This is a genomic window from Archangium violaceum Cb vi76 (genome assembly GCF_000733295.1).
In the GTDB taxonomy this organism is placed as follows: domain Bacteria; phylum Myxococcota; class Myxococcia; order Myxococcales; family Myxococcaceae; genus Archangium; species Archangium violaceum.
On sequence record NZ_JPMI01000233.1, the window covers coordinates 213858 to 233300 of the forward strand.

At 67.5% G+C, this 19443-nt stretch carries 17 protein-coding genes; 10 read left to right on the forward strand and 7 right to left on the reverse strand.

Translation table 11 applies throughout. The features are described from left to right. The first annotated feature begins 7 nt into the window (after positions 1-7). Positions 8-673, forward strand: a complete 666-nt coding sequence (locus tag Q664_RS32550) for an arylesterase (RefSeq protein WP_084610510.1) — start codon at positions 8-10, stop codon at positions 671-673. A 36-nt stretch (positions 674-709) separates the two neighbouring features. Here Q664_RS32550 and Q664_RS32555 read toward each other — a convergent pair whose 3' ends face one another. Next, on the reverse strand, positions 710-1294 hold the full coding sequence (locus Q664_RS32555; RefSeq protein ID WP_084610511.1) for a TetR/AcrR family transcriptional regulator: 585 nt from the start codon (positions 1292-1294) through the stop codon (positions 710-712). Positions 1295-1387: 93 nt separating this feature from the next. On the opposite strand from Q664_RS32555, the gene Q664_RS32560 reads away from it, so the two are divergent. From Q664_RS32560 to Q664_RS32585, 6 genes are all read left to right on the forward strand, one after another. Then, complete coding sequence (locus Q664_RS32560; RefSeq protein WP_200883796.1) at positions 1388-3199, forward strand: flavin-containing monooxygenase; 1812 nt, start codon at positions 1388-1390, stop codon at positions 3197-3199. Beyond that, on the forward strand, positions 3199-4878 hold the full coding sequence (locus Q664_RS32565; protein ID WP_043404292.1) for an NHL repeat-containing protein: 1680 nt from the start codon (positions 3199-3201) through the stop codon (positions 4876-4878). The genes Q664_RS32560 and Q664_RS32565 overlap by 1 nt, the downstream gene beginning before the upstream one ends. Continuing rightward, entirely contained in the window at positions 4875-5684 is an 810-nt protein-coding gene (locus tag Q664_RS32570; RefSeq protein WP_043404295.1) for an SDR family NAD(P)-dependent oxidoreductase, read from the forward strand. Before Q664_RS32565 ends, Q664_RS32570 begins: the two co-directional genes overlap by 4 nt. Positions 5685-5695: 11 nt before the next feature. Continuing rightward, positions 5696-6388 (forward strand): Coq4 family protein, encoded by a 693-nt coding sequence (locus Q664_RS52965; protein WP_052518948.1) that lies wholly within the window; start codon positions 5696-5698, stop codon positions 6386-6388. Between the two features lie 85 nt (positions 6389-6473). After that, the gene (locus Q664_RS32580) at positions 6474-8045 is read left to right on the forward strand and encodes a CocE/NonD family hydrolase (RefSeq protein ID WP_043404299.1); all 1572 of its coding nucleotides are present in this window, start codon (positions 6474-6476) and stop codon (positions 8043-8045) included. Positions 8046-8175: 130 nt separating this feature from the next. Continuing rightward, entirely contained in the window at positions 8176-9372 is a 1197-nt protein-coding gene (locus tag Q664_RS32585) for a hypothetical protein (protein ID WP_152622464.1), read from the forward strand. 1 nt (position 9373) lies between these two features. Here Q664_RS32585 and Q664_RS32590 read toward each other — a convergent pair whose 3' ends face one another. From Q664_RS32590 to Q664_RS32610, 5 genes are all read right to left on the reverse strand, one after another. Next, complete coding sequence (locus tag Q664_RS32590; RefSeq protein WP_052518950.1) at positions 9374-10045, reverse strand: hypothetical protein; 672 nt, start codon at positions 10043-10045, stop codon at positions 9374-9376. Between the two features lie 14 nt (positions 10046-10059). Continuing rightward, a complete protein-coding gene (locus Q664_RS32595; protein WP_052518951.1) occupies positions 10060-10809 on the reverse strand; it encodes a zinc metalloprotease in 750 nt (249 codons plus the stop codon). 115 nt (positions 10810-10924) lie between these two features. Further along, on the reverse strand, positions 10925-11281 hold the full coding sequence (locus tag Q664_RS32600; protein WP_043404308.1) for a type II toxin-antitoxin system PemK/MazF family toxin: 357 nt from the start codon (positions 11279-11281) through the stop codon (positions 10925-10927). Between the two features lie 162 nt (positions 11282-11443). Further along, positions 11444-12862 (reverse strand): ELWxxDGT repeat protein, encoded by a 1419-nt coding sequence (locus tag Q664_RS32605; RefSeq protein WP_084610512.1) that lies wholly within the window; start codon positions 12860-12862, stop codon positions 11444-11446. Positions 12863-13053: 191 nt separating this feature from the next. Then, the gene (locus Q664_RS32610) at positions 13054-14343 is read right to left on the reverse strand and encodes an MFS transporter (protein ID WP_043404312.1); all 1290 of its coding nucleotides are present in this window, start codon (positions 14341-14343) and stop codon (positions 13054-13056) included. A 140-nt stretch (positions 14344-14483) separates the two neighbouring features. Between Q664_RS32610 and Q664_RS32615 the strand changes: the two genes are divergently transcribed. The 3 genes from Q664_RS32615 to sthA all read left to right on the forward strand — a co-directional run bounded on the left by Q664_RS32615 (position 14484) and on the right by sthA (position 18655). Next, positions 14484-15458: a LysR family transcriptional regulator gene (locus tag Q664_RS32615; protein ID WP_043404314.1), complete on the forward strand. Its 975-nt coding sequence runs from the start codon at positions 14484-14486 to the stop codon at positions 15456-15458. Positions 15459-15644: 186 nt separating this feature from the next. Next, the gene (locus tag Q664_RS32620) at positions 15645-17102 is read left to right on the forward strand and encodes a hypothetical protein (RefSeq protein WP_052518953.1); all 1458 of its coding nucleotides are present in this window, start codon (positions 15645-15647) and stop codon (positions 17100-17102) included. Between the two features lie 155 nt (positions 17103-17257). After that, positions 17258-18655, forward strand: a complete 1398-nt coding sequence (gene sthA, locus Q664_RS32625; protein ID WP_043404317.1) for a Si-specific NAD(P)(+) transhydrogenase — start codon at positions 17258-17260, stop codon at positions 18653-18655. Between the two features lie 23 nt (positions 18656-18678). On the opposite strand, the gene Q664_RS32630 is transcribed toward sthA, so the two are convergent. Continuing rightward, a complete protein-coding gene (locus Q664_RS32630; protein ID WP_043404320.1) occupies positions 18679-19353 on the reverse strand; it encodes a hypothetical protein in 675 nt (224 codons plus the stop codon). Between the last annotated feature and the right edge of the window lie 90 nt (positions 19354-19443).

A 19443-nucleotide genomic window follows, 5' to 3' on the forward strand; every position in this document is an offset into this window, starting at 1 on the left:
TGCAGCGATGAGCCAAGGATACATGAGGGAGCGCACCCGGACCGCTGGTGTGCTCGGTTGCCTGGTGGTGACACTGGCCGTGGGGTTGGCCACGCTGGGCGCGGGGGCCGCGGAGGCCGGGCCCGCGCGGACGGTGCTGGTGATGGGGGACTCGCTGTCCGCCGCTTATGGGCTCGCGCCGGAGGAGGGTTGGGTGGCGCTGACGGCCGAGCGGATGAGCAAGGAGACGCCTGGATGGCGGGTGGTGAACGCCAGCGTCAGTGGTGAGACCACCGCGGGAGGCGCCTCGCGAATCGAGGGAGAGCTCGCGCGCAACAAGCCCGCGGTGGTGGTCATCGCCCTGGGCGGCAACGACGGACTGCGGGGCCTGCCGCTCAAGCAGACCCGGGCCAACCTGGAGAAGATGGTGGGCGCGGCCAAGGCGGCGGGTGCCCGGGTGTTGCTGGTGGGCATGCGCATGCCGCCCAACCTGGGGAAGGCCTACACGGAAGGCTTCACGGCCAACTTCCGCACCGTGGCCGAGGCGCACCAGGTGGCCCTGCTCCCGTTCCTGCTGGAGCCCATCGCCATGGACCGCTCCTCCTTCCAGGCGGACAACATCCACCCCGTCGCGGCCGTGCAGTCCAAGCTGCGCGACCACGTCTGGCCCGCGCTGGCGCCGTTGCTGAAGTGAGGGCCCTCGTTCCGCTCGCCCGGGCGGAACTCGGGCTCAGGCCTTGCCTTCGTCGACGATCGCCTGGGTCTCGGCCTCCAGCCAGCGGCGGACGGAGGCGAGGCGCGCCCCGGTGAGCGCCGGAAGTGGCAGCAGCTTCCAACTGGTGAGGAATCCGTTCCAGAGGATGCTGAGCTTCGCCGCACGGCCCTCGCCATCCGGGGGGCCCAGCCACCGGGCCAGCGGGATGAGCACCTTCTTGTGGAGGAACTCGACGCTCGCCGCGTGCGCCTCGGGGTCCGCCGCCGACAGGAGCATCATCGCCAGCGGGCCCGGTGCGTCCGGTGAGTCGAAGAAGACCGCCACCATGGTCACGCCGAAGCGGTGCCGCTCCAGTTGGAACATCGGGGTGATGTCGAGCTCCTCCAACGTCGCCCGGAACAGGCCCAGTTTCGAGCCGAAGTAGCGGCCGACGAGCGCGGAGTTCACCCCCGCCAGGTCCGCCACCTCGCGCACGCCGGTGTGGGCATAACCCCGCGTGGAGAACAGGGTTCGTGCGGCGGCGAGGATCGCGGCGCGTGTGCGCTCGGCATCCCGCTGGCGCGCCGGCCTCTTGGTTTCTGAGGGGTCGGATATGTACACGGTCGTTTACCTAGGACATCAAATGAGTTATGTCCAGGATGTACACGGCCGTGTACATGCGTCGCGGCTGTTGGGTTGAAAGGACGTGTGCGGATGATTGCGTCGAAGAAGGATGAGCTCTCGTTCTCTCCGGAAGCACTGAGGGAGAAGTACCGGCAGGAGCGTGAGAAGCGGCTGCGCGCTGACGGCAACGCTCAGTACCGCGACCTCAGCGGCCTCTACGCGGACTTCGACAAGGACCCGTACGTCGAGCCTGGCTTCACCCGTCCGGCGTTGACCGAGCAGATCGACGCGCTGATTGTCGGTGGTGGCTTTGGCGGCATGTTGGCGGCGGTGCGGTTGCGCCAGGCCGGCGTCCACTCCTTCCGCATCATCGAGAAGGGCGGCGACTTCGGTGGCACCTGGTACTGGAACCGCTATCCGGGCGCCGCCTGCGACGTGGAGTCCTACATCTACATGCCGCTGCTCGAGGAGACCGGCTACATCCCCAAGGAGAAGTACGCCAAGGCGCCGGAGATCTTCGCCCACTGCCAGCGGATCGGCCGGCAGTTCGATCTCTACAAGGCGGCGCTGTTCCAGACCCAGGTCGAGCAGATGGACTGGGACGAGAACTCCCGGCGCTGGAATGTCACGAGCAGCCGGGGAGACAAGCTCGCGGCGCGGTTCGTGATCATCGCCGGTGGCATCATGCACAAGGCGAAGCTGCCCGGCATCCCGGGCATCGAGACCTTCAAGGGCCACAGCTTCCACACGAGCCGGTGGGACTATGCCTATACCGGCGGAGGGCCCACGGGTGGAATGAACCGGCTGGCGGACAAGCGCGTGGGCATCATCGGGACGGGCGCGACGGCGGTCCAGGTGGTCCCCCAGCTCGGTGCCTCGGCGAAGCAGTTGTATGTCTTCCAGCGCACGCCCTCGAGCATCGGTGTGCGGGGCAACCAGCCGACCGATGAGGCCTGGGCGAAGTCGCTCAAGCCCGGCTGGCAGGCGGAGCGCATCCGCAACTTCACCGCGCTCGTCTCCGGGCTCGAGCAGGACGTGGACCTGGTGCGGGACGGGTGGACCTCGCTCTTCGATGCTTCCGAGATGCGCCGCGCCAGGAGCGCCGAGGAGGCGGCGGAGATCCACCAGCTGTCCAACTTCCGCAAGATGGAGGAGATCCGCGCGCGGGTGGCCTCCATCGTCAAGGATCCGGTGGCGGCCGAGGCGCTCAAGCCCTACTACGATCCGCTGTGCAAGCGGCCCTGCTTCCATGACGAATACCTGGACGCGTTCAACCGCCCCAACGTCCAGCTCGTGGATACGGACGGCAAGGGCGTGGAGCGCATCACCCCCACCGGCGTGGTGGTGAATGGCAAGGAGTACGAGGTGGACTGCCTCGTCTACGCCTCGGGCTTCGAGGTCACGGGCGACTACACCCGCAAGCTGGGCTTCGACATCCGCGGGCGCGGCGGCAGGTCCTTGAGCGACGCCTGGGCCGAGGGCCCGTCGACGCTCCACGGCGTGACCAGCCGCGGCTATCCGAACCTCCTGATGATCGGTCTCACCCAGAGCAGCTGGGCGATCAACTTCGTCCACGTCCTCGGGGAGCTGGCGCGGCACGCCGCCTACCTCGTCGAGGAGTCCCTGAAGCGGGGCGTCGAGGTGCTTGAACCGACGGAGGAGGCGCAGCAGCAGTGGTGGGGAACCATCCTCGCCAGTCTCCAGAAGGTGGGCATCGCTTTCGGCGGTGCCGAATGCACGCCCGGCTACATCAACAACGAGGGCCAGCAGCCTCACCCGCGCATGATTCGCAGCGCGGGTTTCGCGGGCGGCACGTTGGGGTTCATCGACATCCTGGAGAACTGGCGCAAGTCCGGTGAGCTCTCGGGCCTGGAGCTCACCCGGGGAGGCGGCAACCCGTGATGACGCGATTCTTCTCCAAGACGCTGGCGGCCACGTTGCTGCTGGCGAGCGGCCAGTCGCTCTCCGCCCCTCCATCTGCTTACAAGCAGGAGGTGGTGGTGGCCGCCTCTCCCTTCCAGGGCGTCCATGGGCTGGCGCTCGATGGCAAGGGGCACCTGCTGGCCAGCAATCTGCTTGGCCAGACGGTCCACTCCATCGACTTGAGCAACGGTGCGGTGAGCACCGTGGTGGGGCCTCCGCAGGGCGGCGCGGATGATGTGGCGCTGGGCCCGGATGGCTCCATCTACTGGACCGGCTTCTTCTCCGGCCAGTTGATGCGGCGCACGCCGGATGGAAAGGTGCGCGTCATCGCCAAGGATCTGCCGGGCCTCAACTCGCTGGCCTTCCGCGGCGATGGCAGGTTCTACGTTACCCAGCTCGGCCGGGGCGCGGATGTGTTGTGGGAGGTGGATCCGAGCGGGAAGAAGCCTCGGCGGCAGGTCCTCTCCGGGCATGGCTTCCTCAATGGCTTCGAGTTCGGTCCGGACGACAAGTTGTACGGTCCGCTCCTGATGAAGCGGCAGATTGCCCGCATCAACGTGGATACGGGGACCATCGAGACCGTGGCGGAAGGCTTCGGGATGCCGGTCGCCACCAACTTCGATTCGAGCCGCGAGAACCTCTTCGTGGCGGACGCGGCGCTGGGCCAGCTGGTCCGGGTCCGGGTGGCCACGGGAGAGAAGTCGGTCGTCGCGCAGCTGCCCACGGGGCTCGACAACCTGACCGTTGGCCCCGACAACATGGTGTACGTGTCCAACATGGTGGACAACGACATCCACGTGGTCAATCCCGCGGATGGCTCCATCCGGAAGCTCGTCGAGGCGCGCTTGAGCGTGCCCTCGGGCATCGCCGTCGCGCCGGATGATCCGGACGAGAACGTGTACGTGGCGGATGTGTATGCCTTTCGCCGGGTGGGAGGGCGTGATGGGAAGATCTCCCAGACGACGCGTGTCCTCTCCTCTCATCTGAACTTCCCGATGCAGGTGAGCGTGGGCCCGAAGCACGTGGTGTTGAGCACCAGCTATCTGGGCGACATGAGCGGCGTGCAGGTGCTGGAGCGGGACTCCGGAAAGATGCTGCGGAACATTCCCAACAAGAATGGCCTCCAGGGCGCCATCGAGCTCCCCGATGGCACGCTGCTGCTCGCCGAGGGCAACACGGGCAGGCTCGTCCGGGTGGATGCCACCGAGGCCGCGGGGACCACGGTGCTGACCGAGGGCCTGAAGGGGCCGGTGGGGCTCGTGGCCGACACGGAGGCGAAGGAGCCGGGGGTGTACGTCACGGAGGTGCGCTCGGGGCAGGTGACCCGGGTGCGTCTCTCGGATGGAGCCCGGACCCCGGTGGCCAAGGGGCTGAAGGCGCCGGAGGGCATTGCCCGGCATCCCGACGGCGGATTGATCGTCGCCGAGGTGGGCCGCAAGCGGCTGGTGCGCATCGAGCCGGCCACGGGACGCTCCACGGTCATCGCGAGCGGCTTGCGCATCGGGCTGCCCGAGACCGGGGGCTTCCCGCCCGGGTACATCCCCACGGGGGTCGCCGTGGGCCAGTCGGGGACCATCTATCTGTCGTCCGATATGGAGAGCGCCCTCTACCGGTTCGTTCCCGCGTCGGCTCCCGTCTCGGGGAAGACACAGCCATGAAGCTCCAGAAGAAGATCGTCGTCGTGACCGGCGGCGGAAGCGGCCTGGGCCGGGAGCTCGTCCTCGCGCTGCTGAAGAGGGGCGCGAGCGTCGCCGCGGTGGACATCAACGCGCCCACCCTCGAGGAGACCGTCAAGCTGGCGGGGATGAACAGCGCCAACCTGGCCACCTACGCCGTGAACATCGCGGACCGGGCCCAGGTGGAGGCGCTCCCGGAGCAAGTCATCTCCCGCTTCGGGGCGGTGGACGGCATCATCAACAACGCGGGCGTGATTCAACCCTTCGTCAAGTTGAAGGACCTCGACTACGCGGCCATCGACCGGGTGATGAACGTCAACCTGTTCGGAACGCTCTACATGACGAAGGCGTTCCTGCCGCACCTGCTCGCGCGCCCGGAGGCGCACATCACGAACATCTCCAGCATGGGCGGCTTCCTGCCCGTGCCGGGACAGACCATCTACGGCGCCTCCAAGGCGGCAGTGAAGCTGATGACGGAAGGTCTGAGCTCGGAGCTGCAGGGGACGAACGTACGGGTCACGGTGGTGTTCCCGGGAGCCATGGGCACGAACATCGCGGAGAACTCGGGGGTGATGAATACCCTGAAGATGACGGGCGCGGAGGCCCCGCCGGTCAAGATCCTCTCCGCTGACAAGGCCGCGCGGATCGTCCTCGACGGCATCGAGAGCAACCAATACCGCGTCCTGGTGGGAAACGACGCCAGGCTCATGGATGCCATCTATCGACTGCACCCCCAGCGCGCGGCACGGTTCATCCTCAATCAGATGAGTGGCTTGTTGTCGCAATAGGAGTGATTCCCATGGTCGACCCCAACACCCTGGCGCTGCCCGACAACGCCTCCCTGTTCACCCGCCTGAAGGTGGCGCTCCAGTGTCTGGAGGTGCTCAAGGACGACCCGGGGAATCCCACCTGCGGCCAGTTGATCAACATCTGCCTGGACCTCAACGTCTACGCCTTGCTCGTCCAGAGGCTCCAGGGCAGCGAGGAGGGGCGCCGCATGCTGTCCGAGCGCCCCTCCCTGCAGGGCGATGATCTGGACCTGGCCGCGTTGGACCTCCTGCCCGAGGGAACGCTCGGCCATGAATTCGCGCGCTACTTCCGCGACAACAAGATCTCTCCCTTCAAGACGACGCTCGAGCTCAAGAACGACGTCGACTTCATCGGCAAGCGCTACCGCGAGACGCATGACGTGTTGCACCTGCTGACGGGCTACGGCACGGACGTGGTGGGCGAGATGGAGCTGCAGGCGTACGCCCTGGGCAACCTGGGAATCCAGAGCGCGAAGCTCATCCTGGCGTTCGGCACGTTGAGCCAACTCAAGGAGCGGAAGCCGGGTTTCGGGCTGTCCGCGTACCTGCGGCGGCTGAAGGCCGCGTACCAACGGGGCCGCGCGTCCAAGCTCTTCCTGGACGTCTGGTACGAGCACCAATGGGAGACCCCCGTGGCCGCGCTGAGCTCGCGGCTGTGCGCCCCCGCGGTAAAGATGAACTGACACACCTGAATTGCAGCTTATTGTTGGCATTAGCGGTTTTCATTGAATATCATGCTGGGACACTACCCCCTGCTGGAGGTGCGTTTTGTCCTGGCTACGTGCAATCGCAGTATCCGCGGTGTTGTCGCTGTGTGTCGTCGCTGGCCCCGCGTCCGCGGCCCCGTCCTTCCGAGTCATCGACATCACCACGCGTGATGGCGTGACCCTGAAGGGCAATGTCTTCACGCCGGAGACGCCGGGGCGGTATCCGGCAATCATTTTCATCACCAGTTGGTCACTGCCCAGCATCGAGTACATCGCGCAGGCGCAGCAGTTCGCCGAGGCCGGGTACGTCGTGGTCTCGTACACCCCGCGAGGCTTCTACACGTCGGGGGGCGCCATCGACACGGCGGGCCCCAAGGACATCGGTGACGTGACCGATGTCATCAACTGGACGCTGGCCAATACACCCGCGGATCCATCGCGCATCGGCGCGGCGGGTGTCTCCTATGGCGCGGGCATCTCGTTGATTGGCGCGGCCTTCGACTCGCGCATCCGCGCGGTGGCCGCGTTGAGCTGCTGGACGGATCTGACGTACTCGTTGTTCGGGAACCAGACGCGCCATCTGCAGAGCGCCGGGCTGCTGTGGCTCTCGGCGGAGCTCACCGGGAAGCCCTCGGCGGAGCTGCGGCAGGCCCTCTCGGACTTCTTCGCCAACCAGAACCTGGAGGGGGTCATCGCCTACTCGCAGGTGCGCAGCGCCGCGACGTACCTGGAGCGCATCAACGCGAACCGTCCCGCCATCCTCCTGGCCAACGCCTACGGCGACACCTTCTTCGGGCCGAACCAGCTCTCCGACTTCTTCACCCGGCTGTCGGGGCCGAGGCGGCTCGAGCTCCGCCCGGGGGACCACGCCATCCCCGAGCTGACCGGCATCCTCGGCATTCCCAATGACGCCTGGACGAGCACGCGCCGCTGGTTCGACGAGTATCTGCGCGGAGTGAGCACGGGCATCGCCTCGGAGAACCCCATCCAGCTCCAGATCCGGGGCCAGGGCTCCTACGAGTCATTCCCGTCGTGGAGCGCCGTCTCGACGAGCACCGCGCGCTACAACCTGAGCGACGTGCACTGGTGGAGCAACGAGGGGGACCTCGCGGCGGGCGCGCAGGCGGGCTGGAGCTCGACGATCTTCGCGGGCGATGACACCGTCGCCAACGGAGGCGTGGTGCTGCTGACGAACGGCGTGGAGGCCATCACGGGTGAGCCGCCCACGGCGTGGATTCCGGCGGTGGACCGCGCGAACGCGGCCGTCTGGCAGTCGGAATGGCTGACGAGCCCGCGGCGCGTGCGCGGGGCCCCGCACCTGCGCCTGAACGTCACGCCGGGCAGCTCCGGGCAGACGACGGTCATCGCCTACCTCTTCGATACGGATTGGTCGGGGACGGGGAGCCTCGTCACGCACGTCGCGGTCACGCTCCGGGACGCCGTGGCCGGCCAGCCTCGAGTCCTGGACGTGGACTTCCCGGCGACGGCCTATGACGTTCCCAATGGCCATCGCCTCTCGCTCGTCATCGACACCGTGGATCCGCTCTACGCGGACAAGGCGCCGGCCTTCTCCACGGTGAAGTTCTCCTCGACGTCGAGCAGCCCGTCCTATGTGTCCCTGCCCCTGAAGTGACATCCAGCCCCTTGGGGGGGGCGGCTTGACACCCCAAGGGGCCCTGGCTTCTAGTCGACCGCTGACAGGGGTGTACCCACGACGAACGAAAGGGACCGTGATGGCAACTCTTCGGGAGTTTCAAGCGTGCTTGATTGAGCTGCGCGCCTCAAAAGATGCCCTCCCTCCGGAAACCTCCAAGATATTGTGTTTTGGGGGAAGCAAGATCTACAACCGCATCGCCGCCAGGGCCCTTGGCCAGAGCCTCATCGACATCTGTGCTGACTGCGCGGACGCCCTCGAGGATCCAGACACCACCCTGTTCAACTTCAAGGCGAAGGTCACGGAGATCGACGCCTTGCTGAATATCCAGATGATCACCGCCAACAAGGCCCAGGTTCAACGCCTGAAGACGGCGGCGATCGCGCTGCAGAACCACTGCAGGACGACGGGGACGATCGACAAGCTCGATCAGCTCTCCACCAAGGCCGATTGGGCTGGAGAGCGGGCCATCGACATCGTCGTGGATGAGCTGTCCAAGAATCCCGAACGGTTGCACTCGAAAAAGGTCGCGGGACGAGCACAATTGATCATCAACAACGCCGGCGACTCCGCCCACGTCGGGGATGAGGGGTGGAATTCCAGCAAGCGTGCGAACATCGAGAATCCCCTGGAGCGGGTGCCCGAACAAAGCCGGGACATCGTCGGGATGGGGAAGGCGACCTCTCTCGATCGGAACGAAGCGGGCTTCCTGGCCGTCTGTCATGGCACGGCGGCGGGCATGCTCAACATCGTGGGCCGGAAACACCGCACCTATCAGGCAGGAGGAAAGGGCCCCGTCCTGCGAGAACAGGCCCGTGTGCTCGCACAGCAACTGCTGGCGGATGCCAACAAGCTCTATCTTCTGCATTTCAAGTGCACGGCCCAGATGGACGGGCACTCCTTCATGCTGTGCATGAACCATTCTGGCAGCGTGACGCGCGCCGAGTCCTGGGCCAACAGAACGGGCAACGGCTTGTTCCTGGACCTTCAAGCCGACAAGAGAAGAAGGAACACGGCGGAGCTCACGAATCAGGCAGCAAGAGATGCCGTTGAGGACATCTTCTCCGCGGATGCCGACAGGCGCACCCGGGGCTATATGGTGCTCGCTCAAGCCTACGATAACAGCGTGCTCTACGAGCAGAAACGGCACGACGAGCATGCCGAGGATCACGAGTGTGATGATGACTGCCGTGCCGACGATGCCGAGATTTCCATCATCGTCAGGGCCAGACAGCTCACCAAACCCAAGACCGTGAGGAGCCGTCTGGAAGTTCTTCGCGGTGTCTACAACGCCATCTCCGTCTAGCCTACTGCTCCAGGCCGCTCCCGCCCGAGACCTTCGGCATGAAGTCCGCGGAAGGAGCCGCGGCGGGCTCGCGCAGCGGCGGCAGGCCCACGCCCGTGGGCAGCCACGTCTCCTGGAAGGAGGGTGTCCCGAGGTCCGAGGCGCGAATGACGAGCGCCGTGGACACCTCCGCCAGGACGTGGTCCTCCACCTTCATCAGCTCGGCGCGGGCGCGGATTGGCTCCTCCTTGCCGAGCACCGCCTGGGCCCGCGCGTCATCCAGCACGTAGAGGAAGGTGCGGAAGGGGCTGGGGCGCTCGCTCACCCCGGGGCCCACCAGCGCCCCCTTGCGCTCCATCCGCTCCGAGGGCATCGCCGCCCCGGGACATCCGAGTTGCACGCGCACCGGCGCCTGGCCGAAGCCCGACTTCTCCCAGAGCGGATGACGCTCCCTGAGCGAGGCCAGGTCCGCCTTGAGGGCGCCCAGCAGCTCCCCGCTCCGCTCCTTCAGGGTTGGTGCCAGCTCCACGCAGACCTGCAGGCCGGTGCGCTCGGCCACCAGCAACGCGTTGTCGAGCATCAGGTGGGGGTGCTCGGACTCCACCTCCTCCATTCCCGCGCACCGGACTCCGAGGACCAGCATGCCCACCATGGCCACCACGTGTGCCACTTCCCGCCGTGCGAACTTTTTCATGGCTTGCATTCCTCTCACCACGTGTTGGCGCGGTCCGCGATCCGCGTGACCGAGTTCTTGTCATTGGCCGTCGGGTACCAGACCGGGTCGGTGCAACCCATGCTCGAGTACAGGTCGTTGTGCATGACGCTGTTCAGGCAGTGTCCGTAGTAGTCCGGATCCTTGAGGCCGAGGATGTGGCCCGTCTCGTGGTTGATGAACTTGCGCGCGCGGGTGTCGTAGCCGTTGACGTGCTCCGTCTGGAGATAGGAATACCCCCACTTGTAATGGGTGTGGTACCCGTCATAGACGGCGTTATCGAACACCACGCAGCTGTAATAGCCGCCGCAGAGCGAGACCTCGTACCAGTCGTCCTTGATGTGGTACTCGTACTCGATGGTGGCGCGCGTGGCCGAGTCGTAGTCGAAGCAGAACTTCGAGGCGCGCCACAGGTCGACGCGCCAGTTGGCGGTGCCGTCCCAGATGGTGCTCAGCTTGACGAGCGTTTCCTCGATGAAGTTGGCCATCCGCGTGCCGTCGATGCTCGCGGTGCGCGACTGGACGCAATATTGCTCGTCCTGATCTCCCGGGCTGGTGCTCGTCCCGTTGTTGCCGTGAATCGTGGCGATGTGCAGCTGGGTTCCGCCCGTGTGGGTGTGATTGGCGTGGGCCCTGGGGATGTGGTGCCACGCCACCACCGACAGCACGGCCACCCAGCCCAGGCCAATCCAGCCGGGGGTTCTTCGGTGGCGCGGGGGAACTTCCGCTTGGGGGGGGACAGACATGATGCGGCTCCTGGTACGTCGAGGCGGAGTCGCATCTTCTCATAAAGCATGAATTTCATGGTAGGGCGGTTTCCATGATTTGTGTCGGCTGGAGCACACCGGGAGACGGAGGGCGCTACCGGTGGAAGAACGACGCCTGCTGGAAGCGCAGGCCGGAGAGGATCTGCTCCACCCGTGCATCGGACAGCGAGCCGATGCGTTCACCCAGGCGGGACTTGTCGACCGAGGAGATCTGCGACACGACGACGACGCTCTGCTTGGGAAGGTTGCCCTCGCCTGGCTCGAGCAGGACGTTGCCCGGCTCGCTGGCCCTGTGCAGGTTGGACGTCAGGGCGCAGACGACCACGGTGGTGATGCGCGAGTGGTTGAAGACGTCGTCCTGGACCACCACGTGGGGATGGGAGTAGCTCGGGGCAGGCCCTCGCGAGTCATCGGGGGCGATCCAGAACACGTCACCGCGGTTGATCCTCACGGTCTCCGAGGATACCGCGCTTCGATTCCCACCGGGGAGGTCCCTCCGCGCTCCGCGTCCTGGCAGGGCGCGGCAGCGGAGATGGATGGCGAGGTGCCCGGCGAGTTGCCGTGCCGCATCACCATCCTCGCCGGAGCCATCCGCCTCGAGGTGGAGCGAGACTCACGGCACGGGGCAGTAGGAGCCCGTCTTCATGGCCCACAGGGTGGTGGCGTCCGCCCCCGTCGCGAAGAAGACGTACCCGGCCGAGCGGAAGAACACGTCATCCCGCTCGGGGTCGAACCCCAGCGGCGTGGGGTGCGAGCCCTCCGCGCCGGGGACGATGTCCGCCACGAGGCGAACCCTGTCCTGGTAGACCTTCCAGGGCTCGGCGCCGCGCACGCCGTCATCCGCGACGAAGTAGAGCTTCCGGTTCGCCACGCGCAGGCCATGGGGGCTCGAGCCCGGAGTGCCGGGCCGGATGTCCTTCACCAGCCGCGTGCCGCCCACCGTTCCATCGGTCACCCACGGCTCTCGCCCGTGCACCCCGTCATCGGCGGAGAAGTAGAGCAGGTCCTCGAACACCGTCAGCTCGGAGGGCACCGAGCCCTCGATCCCCGGGCGGATGTCCGTGAACAGGTGGGTGCCCGCGGGAGTGCCATCGCTCACCCACAGCTCCATGGAGGAGAAGCCGTTGCTTTCATCCTCCGGCTCGGCGACGAAGAAGAGCCGGCCCTTGTACGCGGTGAACGAGCGGGGCGTGGAGGCCCGGCCGAAGAACTTCACCAGCGACGCGCCCCCCGGCGTTCCATCGCTCGTGTACAGGAAGGCCTCTCCCCGGTCCCCGGGATCGATGCGGAAGAACAGCCGGTCTCCCACCGCGGTCAGGCTTTGGATGCTGGTCTCGCTGGCCCGGGTGCGGAAGAGCTCCTCCAGCCGCCTCGTGGGCGTCAGCTTCAGCAGCGTGACGTCCTCGCCGTCCTCGCCCAGGAGGGCCCCGAAGACGAAGTCGCCACTGGCGGTCACGACACTGTCGCTGATGAGGCTGGAGGCCGGCCCGGGATTGAGGTCCGCGAGCAGCCGGGTGCCCGAGGGGGTGCCATCGCTGGACCACAACTCCCTACCGTGCTCGGGGGTATACATCTGGAAGAGCAGCTTGCCCCGGTACTCGCGCAGGAGCCTGGGGTCGGGATCTCCACCAGGCAGGGCGGAGGTGACGAGCGGAAACGTTCCGTCCGCCGTGCCATCGCTGCGCCACAGCGAGCGTCCGAACACGAAGAAGAGCAGCCCATGTGCCTCGACCAGCTCGTCCGGGATTCCCTCTCCCGGCGGGAACTCCCGGATCATCACCGTGCCCCCCGGGGTCGCGTCGCTCTTCCAGAGTTCTCTTCCCACGACGAAGAAGAGCGTGCCGTCCACATCGGTGAGCTGGCTCACACCCGGGGACGGGAACTCTCCGGCCCGGACCGGTGGAACGCACGCCTCGAGCGGGTGCGCTTGCTCGCCGCGCACCGCGTCCTCCACGGGGTCCGTTGTCGGCCCACAGTGGACGAGCCCGAGCGCCAGCAATGCCAATGATAGACATCTGGTCTTCCCGTACATGAAAAGCCCCCCTCGGGCGCGAAGCAAAACGCCTCACGCCGTGCCGAAGATGGGGGCTTCTCATGACAGACAACATCCGCTCGGGAGACGGTGTGCGATGGTCACCGAATGACATCGCCGGTTCCGTCCAGGGTTTCGAGGAGCGCCGCTCCTTCGCGTTGTCCCCGGTTGTTTATCGGGGAGTGCGTGAATCAGCGGGCCGTGCGAGCCCCCGGCCACAAGCGGACCAGCAGGGCCGCCAGGGAAGCGGCGATGGCCAGCAGCGTCACCGCGCCCCATCCCCACCGGGCCAACAGCAGGCTGCCGCTCGCCGCACCCAGGGACATGCCCAGGAACACGCCGGTGAACAGCAGGGCGTTGAGCCGGCTGCGCGCGGAGGGCTCGAGGCCGAAGACGAGCGTCTGATGCGCCACGAGGGTCATCTGGACGCCGAGGTCGAAGCCGATCGCGCTGGCGGCGATGAGCCACAGCCGGTGGTTCGGGGCGAGCCACGGTGAGGCGAGCATCGTGGCGAAGGAGAGGGCGGTCAGTCCGGCGCCCAGGCGCGTGACGATCTCGGGGCCGAGGCGATCCGAGATGCGGCCCGCCACGGGGGCACCCAGGGCACCGGCCGCACCCGCCAGGCCGAAGGCACCGGCGGCCGCGCTGCCCAGGTGGAACGGGGCGCCATGCAGCATCACGGCGAGGGTCGACCAGAACGCGCTGAAGCCCACCGAGAGCAGGCCCTGGGCCAACGCGGCCCGGCGCAGGGCGCCGTGCGTGCGCCACAGGCTGGAGAGCGAGCCGAGCAGGGCGCCATACGTGAGCGTACTGGACGGACGGAAGCGGGGCAGGCCGCGCCAGGCCACCACGCCAATCAGGGCCACGCTGGCGGCGGCGAGCATGTACATGGCGCGCCAGCCGAAGTGCTCGGCGACCACGCCACTGATGACGCGAGACAGCAGGATGCCGAGCAGCAGGCCGGTCATCACCGTGCCCACCACCTTGCCGCGCTGCTTCTCGGGCGCCAGGGTCGCGGCGGCCGGCACGATGTCCTGCGCCAGGGTCGCCGTCAGGCCCACGGCGAAGCTCACCGCCAGCAGTGGAAGGATGTCCGGGACGAGGCCGCCCAGCAGCAGCGCCACGCTCAAGAGGGCGGCCTTGATGAGGATGATGCGGCGCCGGTCGAAGCGGTCGCCGAGCGGCGTCAGCAACAGGATGCCCAGCGCGTAGCCCAACTGGGTGAGCGTGGGCACGAGGCCCACCGCGGTGTCGGAGGCGCCGATGTTGGTGCCGATCACCCCCAGCATCGGCTGGCTGTAATAGAGCGACGCCACCGACAGCCCGGCGCCCGTGGCCAGCAGCAGGGTGAGGCTGGCCGGCAGGGGCTCGCTGCCCCCCTCGCTGACAGCGGTGGTCGCGGGCCGCGAGGGACGGGGCGTCGCGGCGGAGGCCCCGGAGCCGTTTCCAGCGGTGCTATGTACGGTGCGAATGAAGGACATGGTGCTCACCCCTGTGCTGCGAGACGAGGCAACTGTGCGCCAGAGGGGAGCGCATCGGTAGTAGCCCGCCTCGCACAGTGGATATACGCTCCGCGTATATGCCCCCACCCTCGAAGCCGCCCCGGCCGCGTACCTCCGCGATGAGGAGGAACCCACCCGCCGCGTCGGCCACGGCGGACCGGCTCGAGCTGATGCAGACCTTCCTCCGCATCGTCGACGCCGGCAGCCTGTCCTCCGCCGCCGCGCAGATGGGCACCACGCAGCCGACGGTGAGCCGCCGGTTGCAGGCGCTGGAGCGGGCATTGGGGTTGCGGCTGCTCCAGCGCTCCACCCATGCCATGAAGCTCACCGAGGACGGCGCGCGGTGTTACGAGCGCGCGAAGGAGTTGCTGGCCAGCTGGAACCTGCTCGAGGCGGACCTGCGCGGCGCGGGGGACGAGCCGGAGGGCCGGCTGCGTGTCGTGGTTCCCCACGCGTTCGGACAACAGCTGCTGGTGGGGCCGCTGACGGAATTCCTGAATCGCCACGCGCGGGTGTCGGTCGAATGGCTGCTGTACGACCGGGTGGCGGACTTCATCGCGGACGGCATCGACTGTGCCATTCACGTCGGCGAGGTGCATGACCCGGGCGTGGTGGCCATCCGCGTGGCCGAGGTGCCGCGCATCGTCGTGGCCGCGCCGTCCGTGTTGACGGGCGTGCCCATGCCCACCCATCCCGACGAGCTCGCCCGGCTGCCCTGGTTGTCGCTGCGCACGTTCTATCGCAACGAGGTCTCGCTGACCCACGTGGACACTGGCGAGGTCCAGCCCATCGGCTTCCAGCCGCGCCTGAGCACGGACAGCCTCTACGCCATCCGCAACGCCGCGGTGAACGGCCTCGGCGTCTGTGTGGCCTCGGCCTGGGTGCTCCACGAGGACATCCAGCGGGGCCGGCTCCTGCACCTGGTGCCGCGCTGGCAGGCCGCGCCCCTGCCAATGTACGTGCTCTACCCGTATGCGCGGTTCTACCCGGCGCGGTTGCGCGCGTTCGTGGAGTGGATGCGGGAGACGATCCCCTCGGCCGTGGCGGTGGCTACCGGTGAAGGAGGGAAGAAGAAGCCCGCACCGGAGAGGTAATTCACGACAGCGCGTGGCGCGGGGCTGGAAAATTGCCGGGCTGACGGTTCGCCTGACACGGGCGTCAGGGTGTGCAGTTCCTGGCGCTGCCCCAGGGCGTGGAAACCCGCGAAATGTTTGAGATTGGATTCTGGCCTGCTCATTGCTGCGGGAGGCGCGACCTGACCCGTAGCAGGAGGCGACTGAATGAAGATGAATTTCTGGGTGGCTGGGACCGTGGCACTCGCGCTGGGCGCCGTGGGATGCCAGCCGCCAGCACCCGAGCCGGAGGACGTGGCCGAGGTGACCGCGAAGCGCTCTGGCGACCTGGTCCGCAACCTGGGCTCCAGTATGCGGACGCTGAGCAATTTCTCTGCGCTCGAGCTGCTGACCGACGTGGCGTCCAGCGTCGGCGGTTTCGGCAACATGGGTGGCGGCATCCAGGGCATGTCCATCACCCGCATGGCGGAGGAGTCCCCGCTGCCGGTGCCGAGCATTCCGGATGAGACCACCTCGCAGGCGCAGGCCGCGCTGGTGGAGAAGTACCTGCGTGAGCGCATCTTCATCGAGGCCAACGTGGAGGAGACCAAGGGCAGCTCCACCACGTTCCGCATCACGGGCGAGGATCTGTGCTCGGATGGCTCGGCGCCGGCGGCCCCCACGTGTGTGGCCGAGGTGGACAAGTACGAGCTGCGCATTCGCGCCACCAACAAGGGAGATGACGGCCTGGACCTGGAGCTGCTCTTTGGCCCCAATCGCGCCGAGCCCCTCTCCCTGTCCTTCTCGGACGTGCGGGTCGGCATGATTGTCGACCTGGGTGGCGTCAAGGACACGGTGACGCAGTTGAGCCCCGAGACGGAGCTGCCTCGGGTGATGGTGGGCCGCGTGGAGCTGGCCCTGACGAGCACGGGACCGCGGGATGTGGAGTTCCAGACGTCCATCCTGGATGCGCTGAGCGTCGAGTGGGACGCGGCGGCGGGCGCGTATGCCTTCAGCAGCGCGAAGGCCTCGCCCCTGTCCGAGATGAAGGTGTGGCAGGAGGATGGGGCGAACCATGCGCGCATCGCCCTGAACCTGGGCACCACCGAGATTCGCGTTCCGTACAGCGGCCCCGAGACCAGGTTCGCCGGCAAGCCGTATGTGCTCTCGCTGTCCGGCCTGTCGTACGAGATGGAGGCCCAGGAGGGCCGTGAGGCGCTCACCCTCGCGCACATTGGCCTGGGCGAGGCGCAGAGCTACCTGGCCCTGGGGGAGCACAAGCTCGTCACCGTGGACCTCAACGCGCTGTCCGGCCGGCATTTCGATCTGCACGTCGAGAAGGGCGCGGATGGACTGGCGGTGCTGAGTGCGCGGCCCGAGTTCGACCTCTCCGTGTTCACCGACATGGGGCCGCTGTACGTGGAGGAGGAAGGCGGAGCGTCCTCCGGCGACTCCGCGTCGAGCTTCAATGTTCGGCTGAGCGGCGGCGATGCCCCGAGTGTGCGCCCGGTGCCCGCCAACACGTCGACGGGCTTCCCCGGCGGACTGCAGGTGGTGTCGGGTGAGCTGTCGGTGACGGTCAACGAGTCGCGGGTGACGGTGCCGGCCAGCAAGTGCCTGGTGAAGCAGAGCACCACCAGCGAGTCCACCACGGGCGCTGGCTTCGAGGCTCGCGATTGCCAGTAGTCCGTCAGTAAAAAGGGAGTAACGCACGGGCGGGTGGGGGCGGGAACGCTCCGCCCGCTCGTGGCCTGTTGGCCACCCGCCAGGGGGACGGGCCCTTCCCGCGTCCCTCCGGGTGTTTTCTTCGCAAGTCCGCCGGGCTGGAGAAATATCCGGCCATGAGCGTGCGGCAATTCGACATCGTGGTGATTGGCTCGGGACCGGGCGGCGAGGGCGCCGCCATGAAGGCCGCCAAGTCCGGCAAGCGGGTGTGCATGGTGGAGCGGCTCCCCCTGGTGGGTGGCGCCTGCACCCATACCGCCACCATCCCCTCCAAGGCCCTGCGTCACGCCATCCAGCGCCTGGTGGACGTGCAGGTGGACCACCCGGACCTGCGCATCGAGCTGGCCAAGAGCTGGAAGTTCAAGGACATGATGCGGACGGCCTCGTCCGTGGTGTCACGCCAGGTGCGGCTGCGCACCACCTTCTACGAGCGCAACCGGGTGGAGCTGGTGGTGGGCCAGGCGCGCTTCCTGGATGCCTCCACCGTCGAGGTCAGCGAGCCCCGTGGCGCCAGCGAGCTGCTGTCCGCCAAGGCCTTCGTGGTGGCCACGGGCTCGCGCCCCTACCGCCCGCCGGACCTGGACTTCAAACACCCGCGCATCTTCGACTCGGACACCATCCTCACGCTGGGCGAGACGCCGCTGACGATGATCATCTACGGCGCGGGTGTCATCGGCTGCGAGTACGCCTCCATGTTCCGCATGCTGGGCGTGAAGGTGGACCTCATCAACACGCGCGGGCGGCTGCTGTCCTTCCTGGACGATGAGATCTCCGACGCCCTCTCCTACCACCTGCGCGAGCAGGGCGTGCTCATCCGCCACGAGGAGCAGATGGAAAAGGTGGAGACGCGCGATGACGGGGTGGTGCTGCACCTCAAGAGCGGCAAGCGGCTGAAGGCGGACCTCTTCCTGTGGGCCAACGGGCGCACGGGCAACACCCAGGACCTGGGGCTCGAGGCGCTGGGCATCCAGACGGACTCGCGCGGCAACATCCCCATCAACGACGCGTACCAGACGGCCGTGCCCCACATCTACGCGGTGGGGGACGTGGTGGGCAGCCCCTCGTTGGCCAGCGCCTCGTACGACCAGGGGCGTTTCGCCGCCACGCACATCGTCGAGGGGCGGCTGGAGATCAAGCTGGTGAAGGACATCCCCACTGGCATCTACACCAGCCCGGAGATCAGCAGCCTGGGGCGCACCGAGCAGGAGCTCACGCGCGACGGCGTGCCCTACGAGGTGGGGCATGCCTTCTTCAAGAGCCTGGCGCGCGCGCAAATCACGGGCCGCACGGTGGGGATGCTCAAGATGCTCTTCCACCGCGAGACGCGGGAGATCCTCGGCATCCACTGCTTCGGGGACAACGCCTCGGAGATCATCCACATCGGCCAGGCCATCATGGCGCAGGAGAGGCCGGGCAACACCATCGACTACTTCATCAACACCACGTTCAATTACCCCACCATGGCCGAGGCGTACCGGGTGGCCGCGCTCAACGGGCTCAACCGCCTCTTCTGACGGTGGGACTCTCCGCTCCTGGGTCAGCGCTGGCGGCGATCCTCGCGCGTCTCGCGGCGGTCCTCGCGGAGCTCGCGGCGGTCCTCGCGCAGCTCGCGCTTGTCCCCGGTCACCTCCTGGCGGGCGAGCTGCGTCAGCTCCACGATGAGCGTGCGCTTGCGGTCCAGCTGCGCGGGCGCCTGGACACCGGCCAGCGTCTTCAGCTCCTGGGCGATGCGCCAGCGCGCGGACTGGGACGCGGCCTCCACCTGGGCGTCGCGCTGGTCATCGCGGCGGTCCCGCCGGTCGTCGCGGAGGTCTCCCCGGTCATCGGCGAGCGCCCCCGGACGGCCAGCGGCCTGGTCCCGGCGGACCTCGCGGCGGTCCGAGCGGATTTCACGGGTGTCGCGGCGAACCTCGGCCTTGTCGGCGGCGAGCTCGGCATGGCTCTCGGAGAGCTCCTGGCGCAGCAGGGTGTGCAGGCGGGAGTCCACCTCGGCGAGCCCGGCGGCATCCCGGTGTGCGCGGGCCGCGTCGAAGCGGGCCAGCACCGCCTCGAGCTCGGCCGCGTCCTTTCGGTCGTCGCGGGTCTCCTGGTGGTCCTGGCGCTTCTCCTGGCGGTCCTGGCCGCGCTCGGCGTGGTTGCGCAGGGTCTGGGCGCTGGCGGTGGTGCCGGAGAGGAGGAGGGCGGCGACGAGGGCTCGGCTGCAGCGGTTCATGGGGTAATTCCTCTGGAAATCGGTCTGAAGCTCCCAACCCGGCGGATGAATGGAAGTTGCGGGCTGCCCTCCCGTGGGATTCCAGCCCTG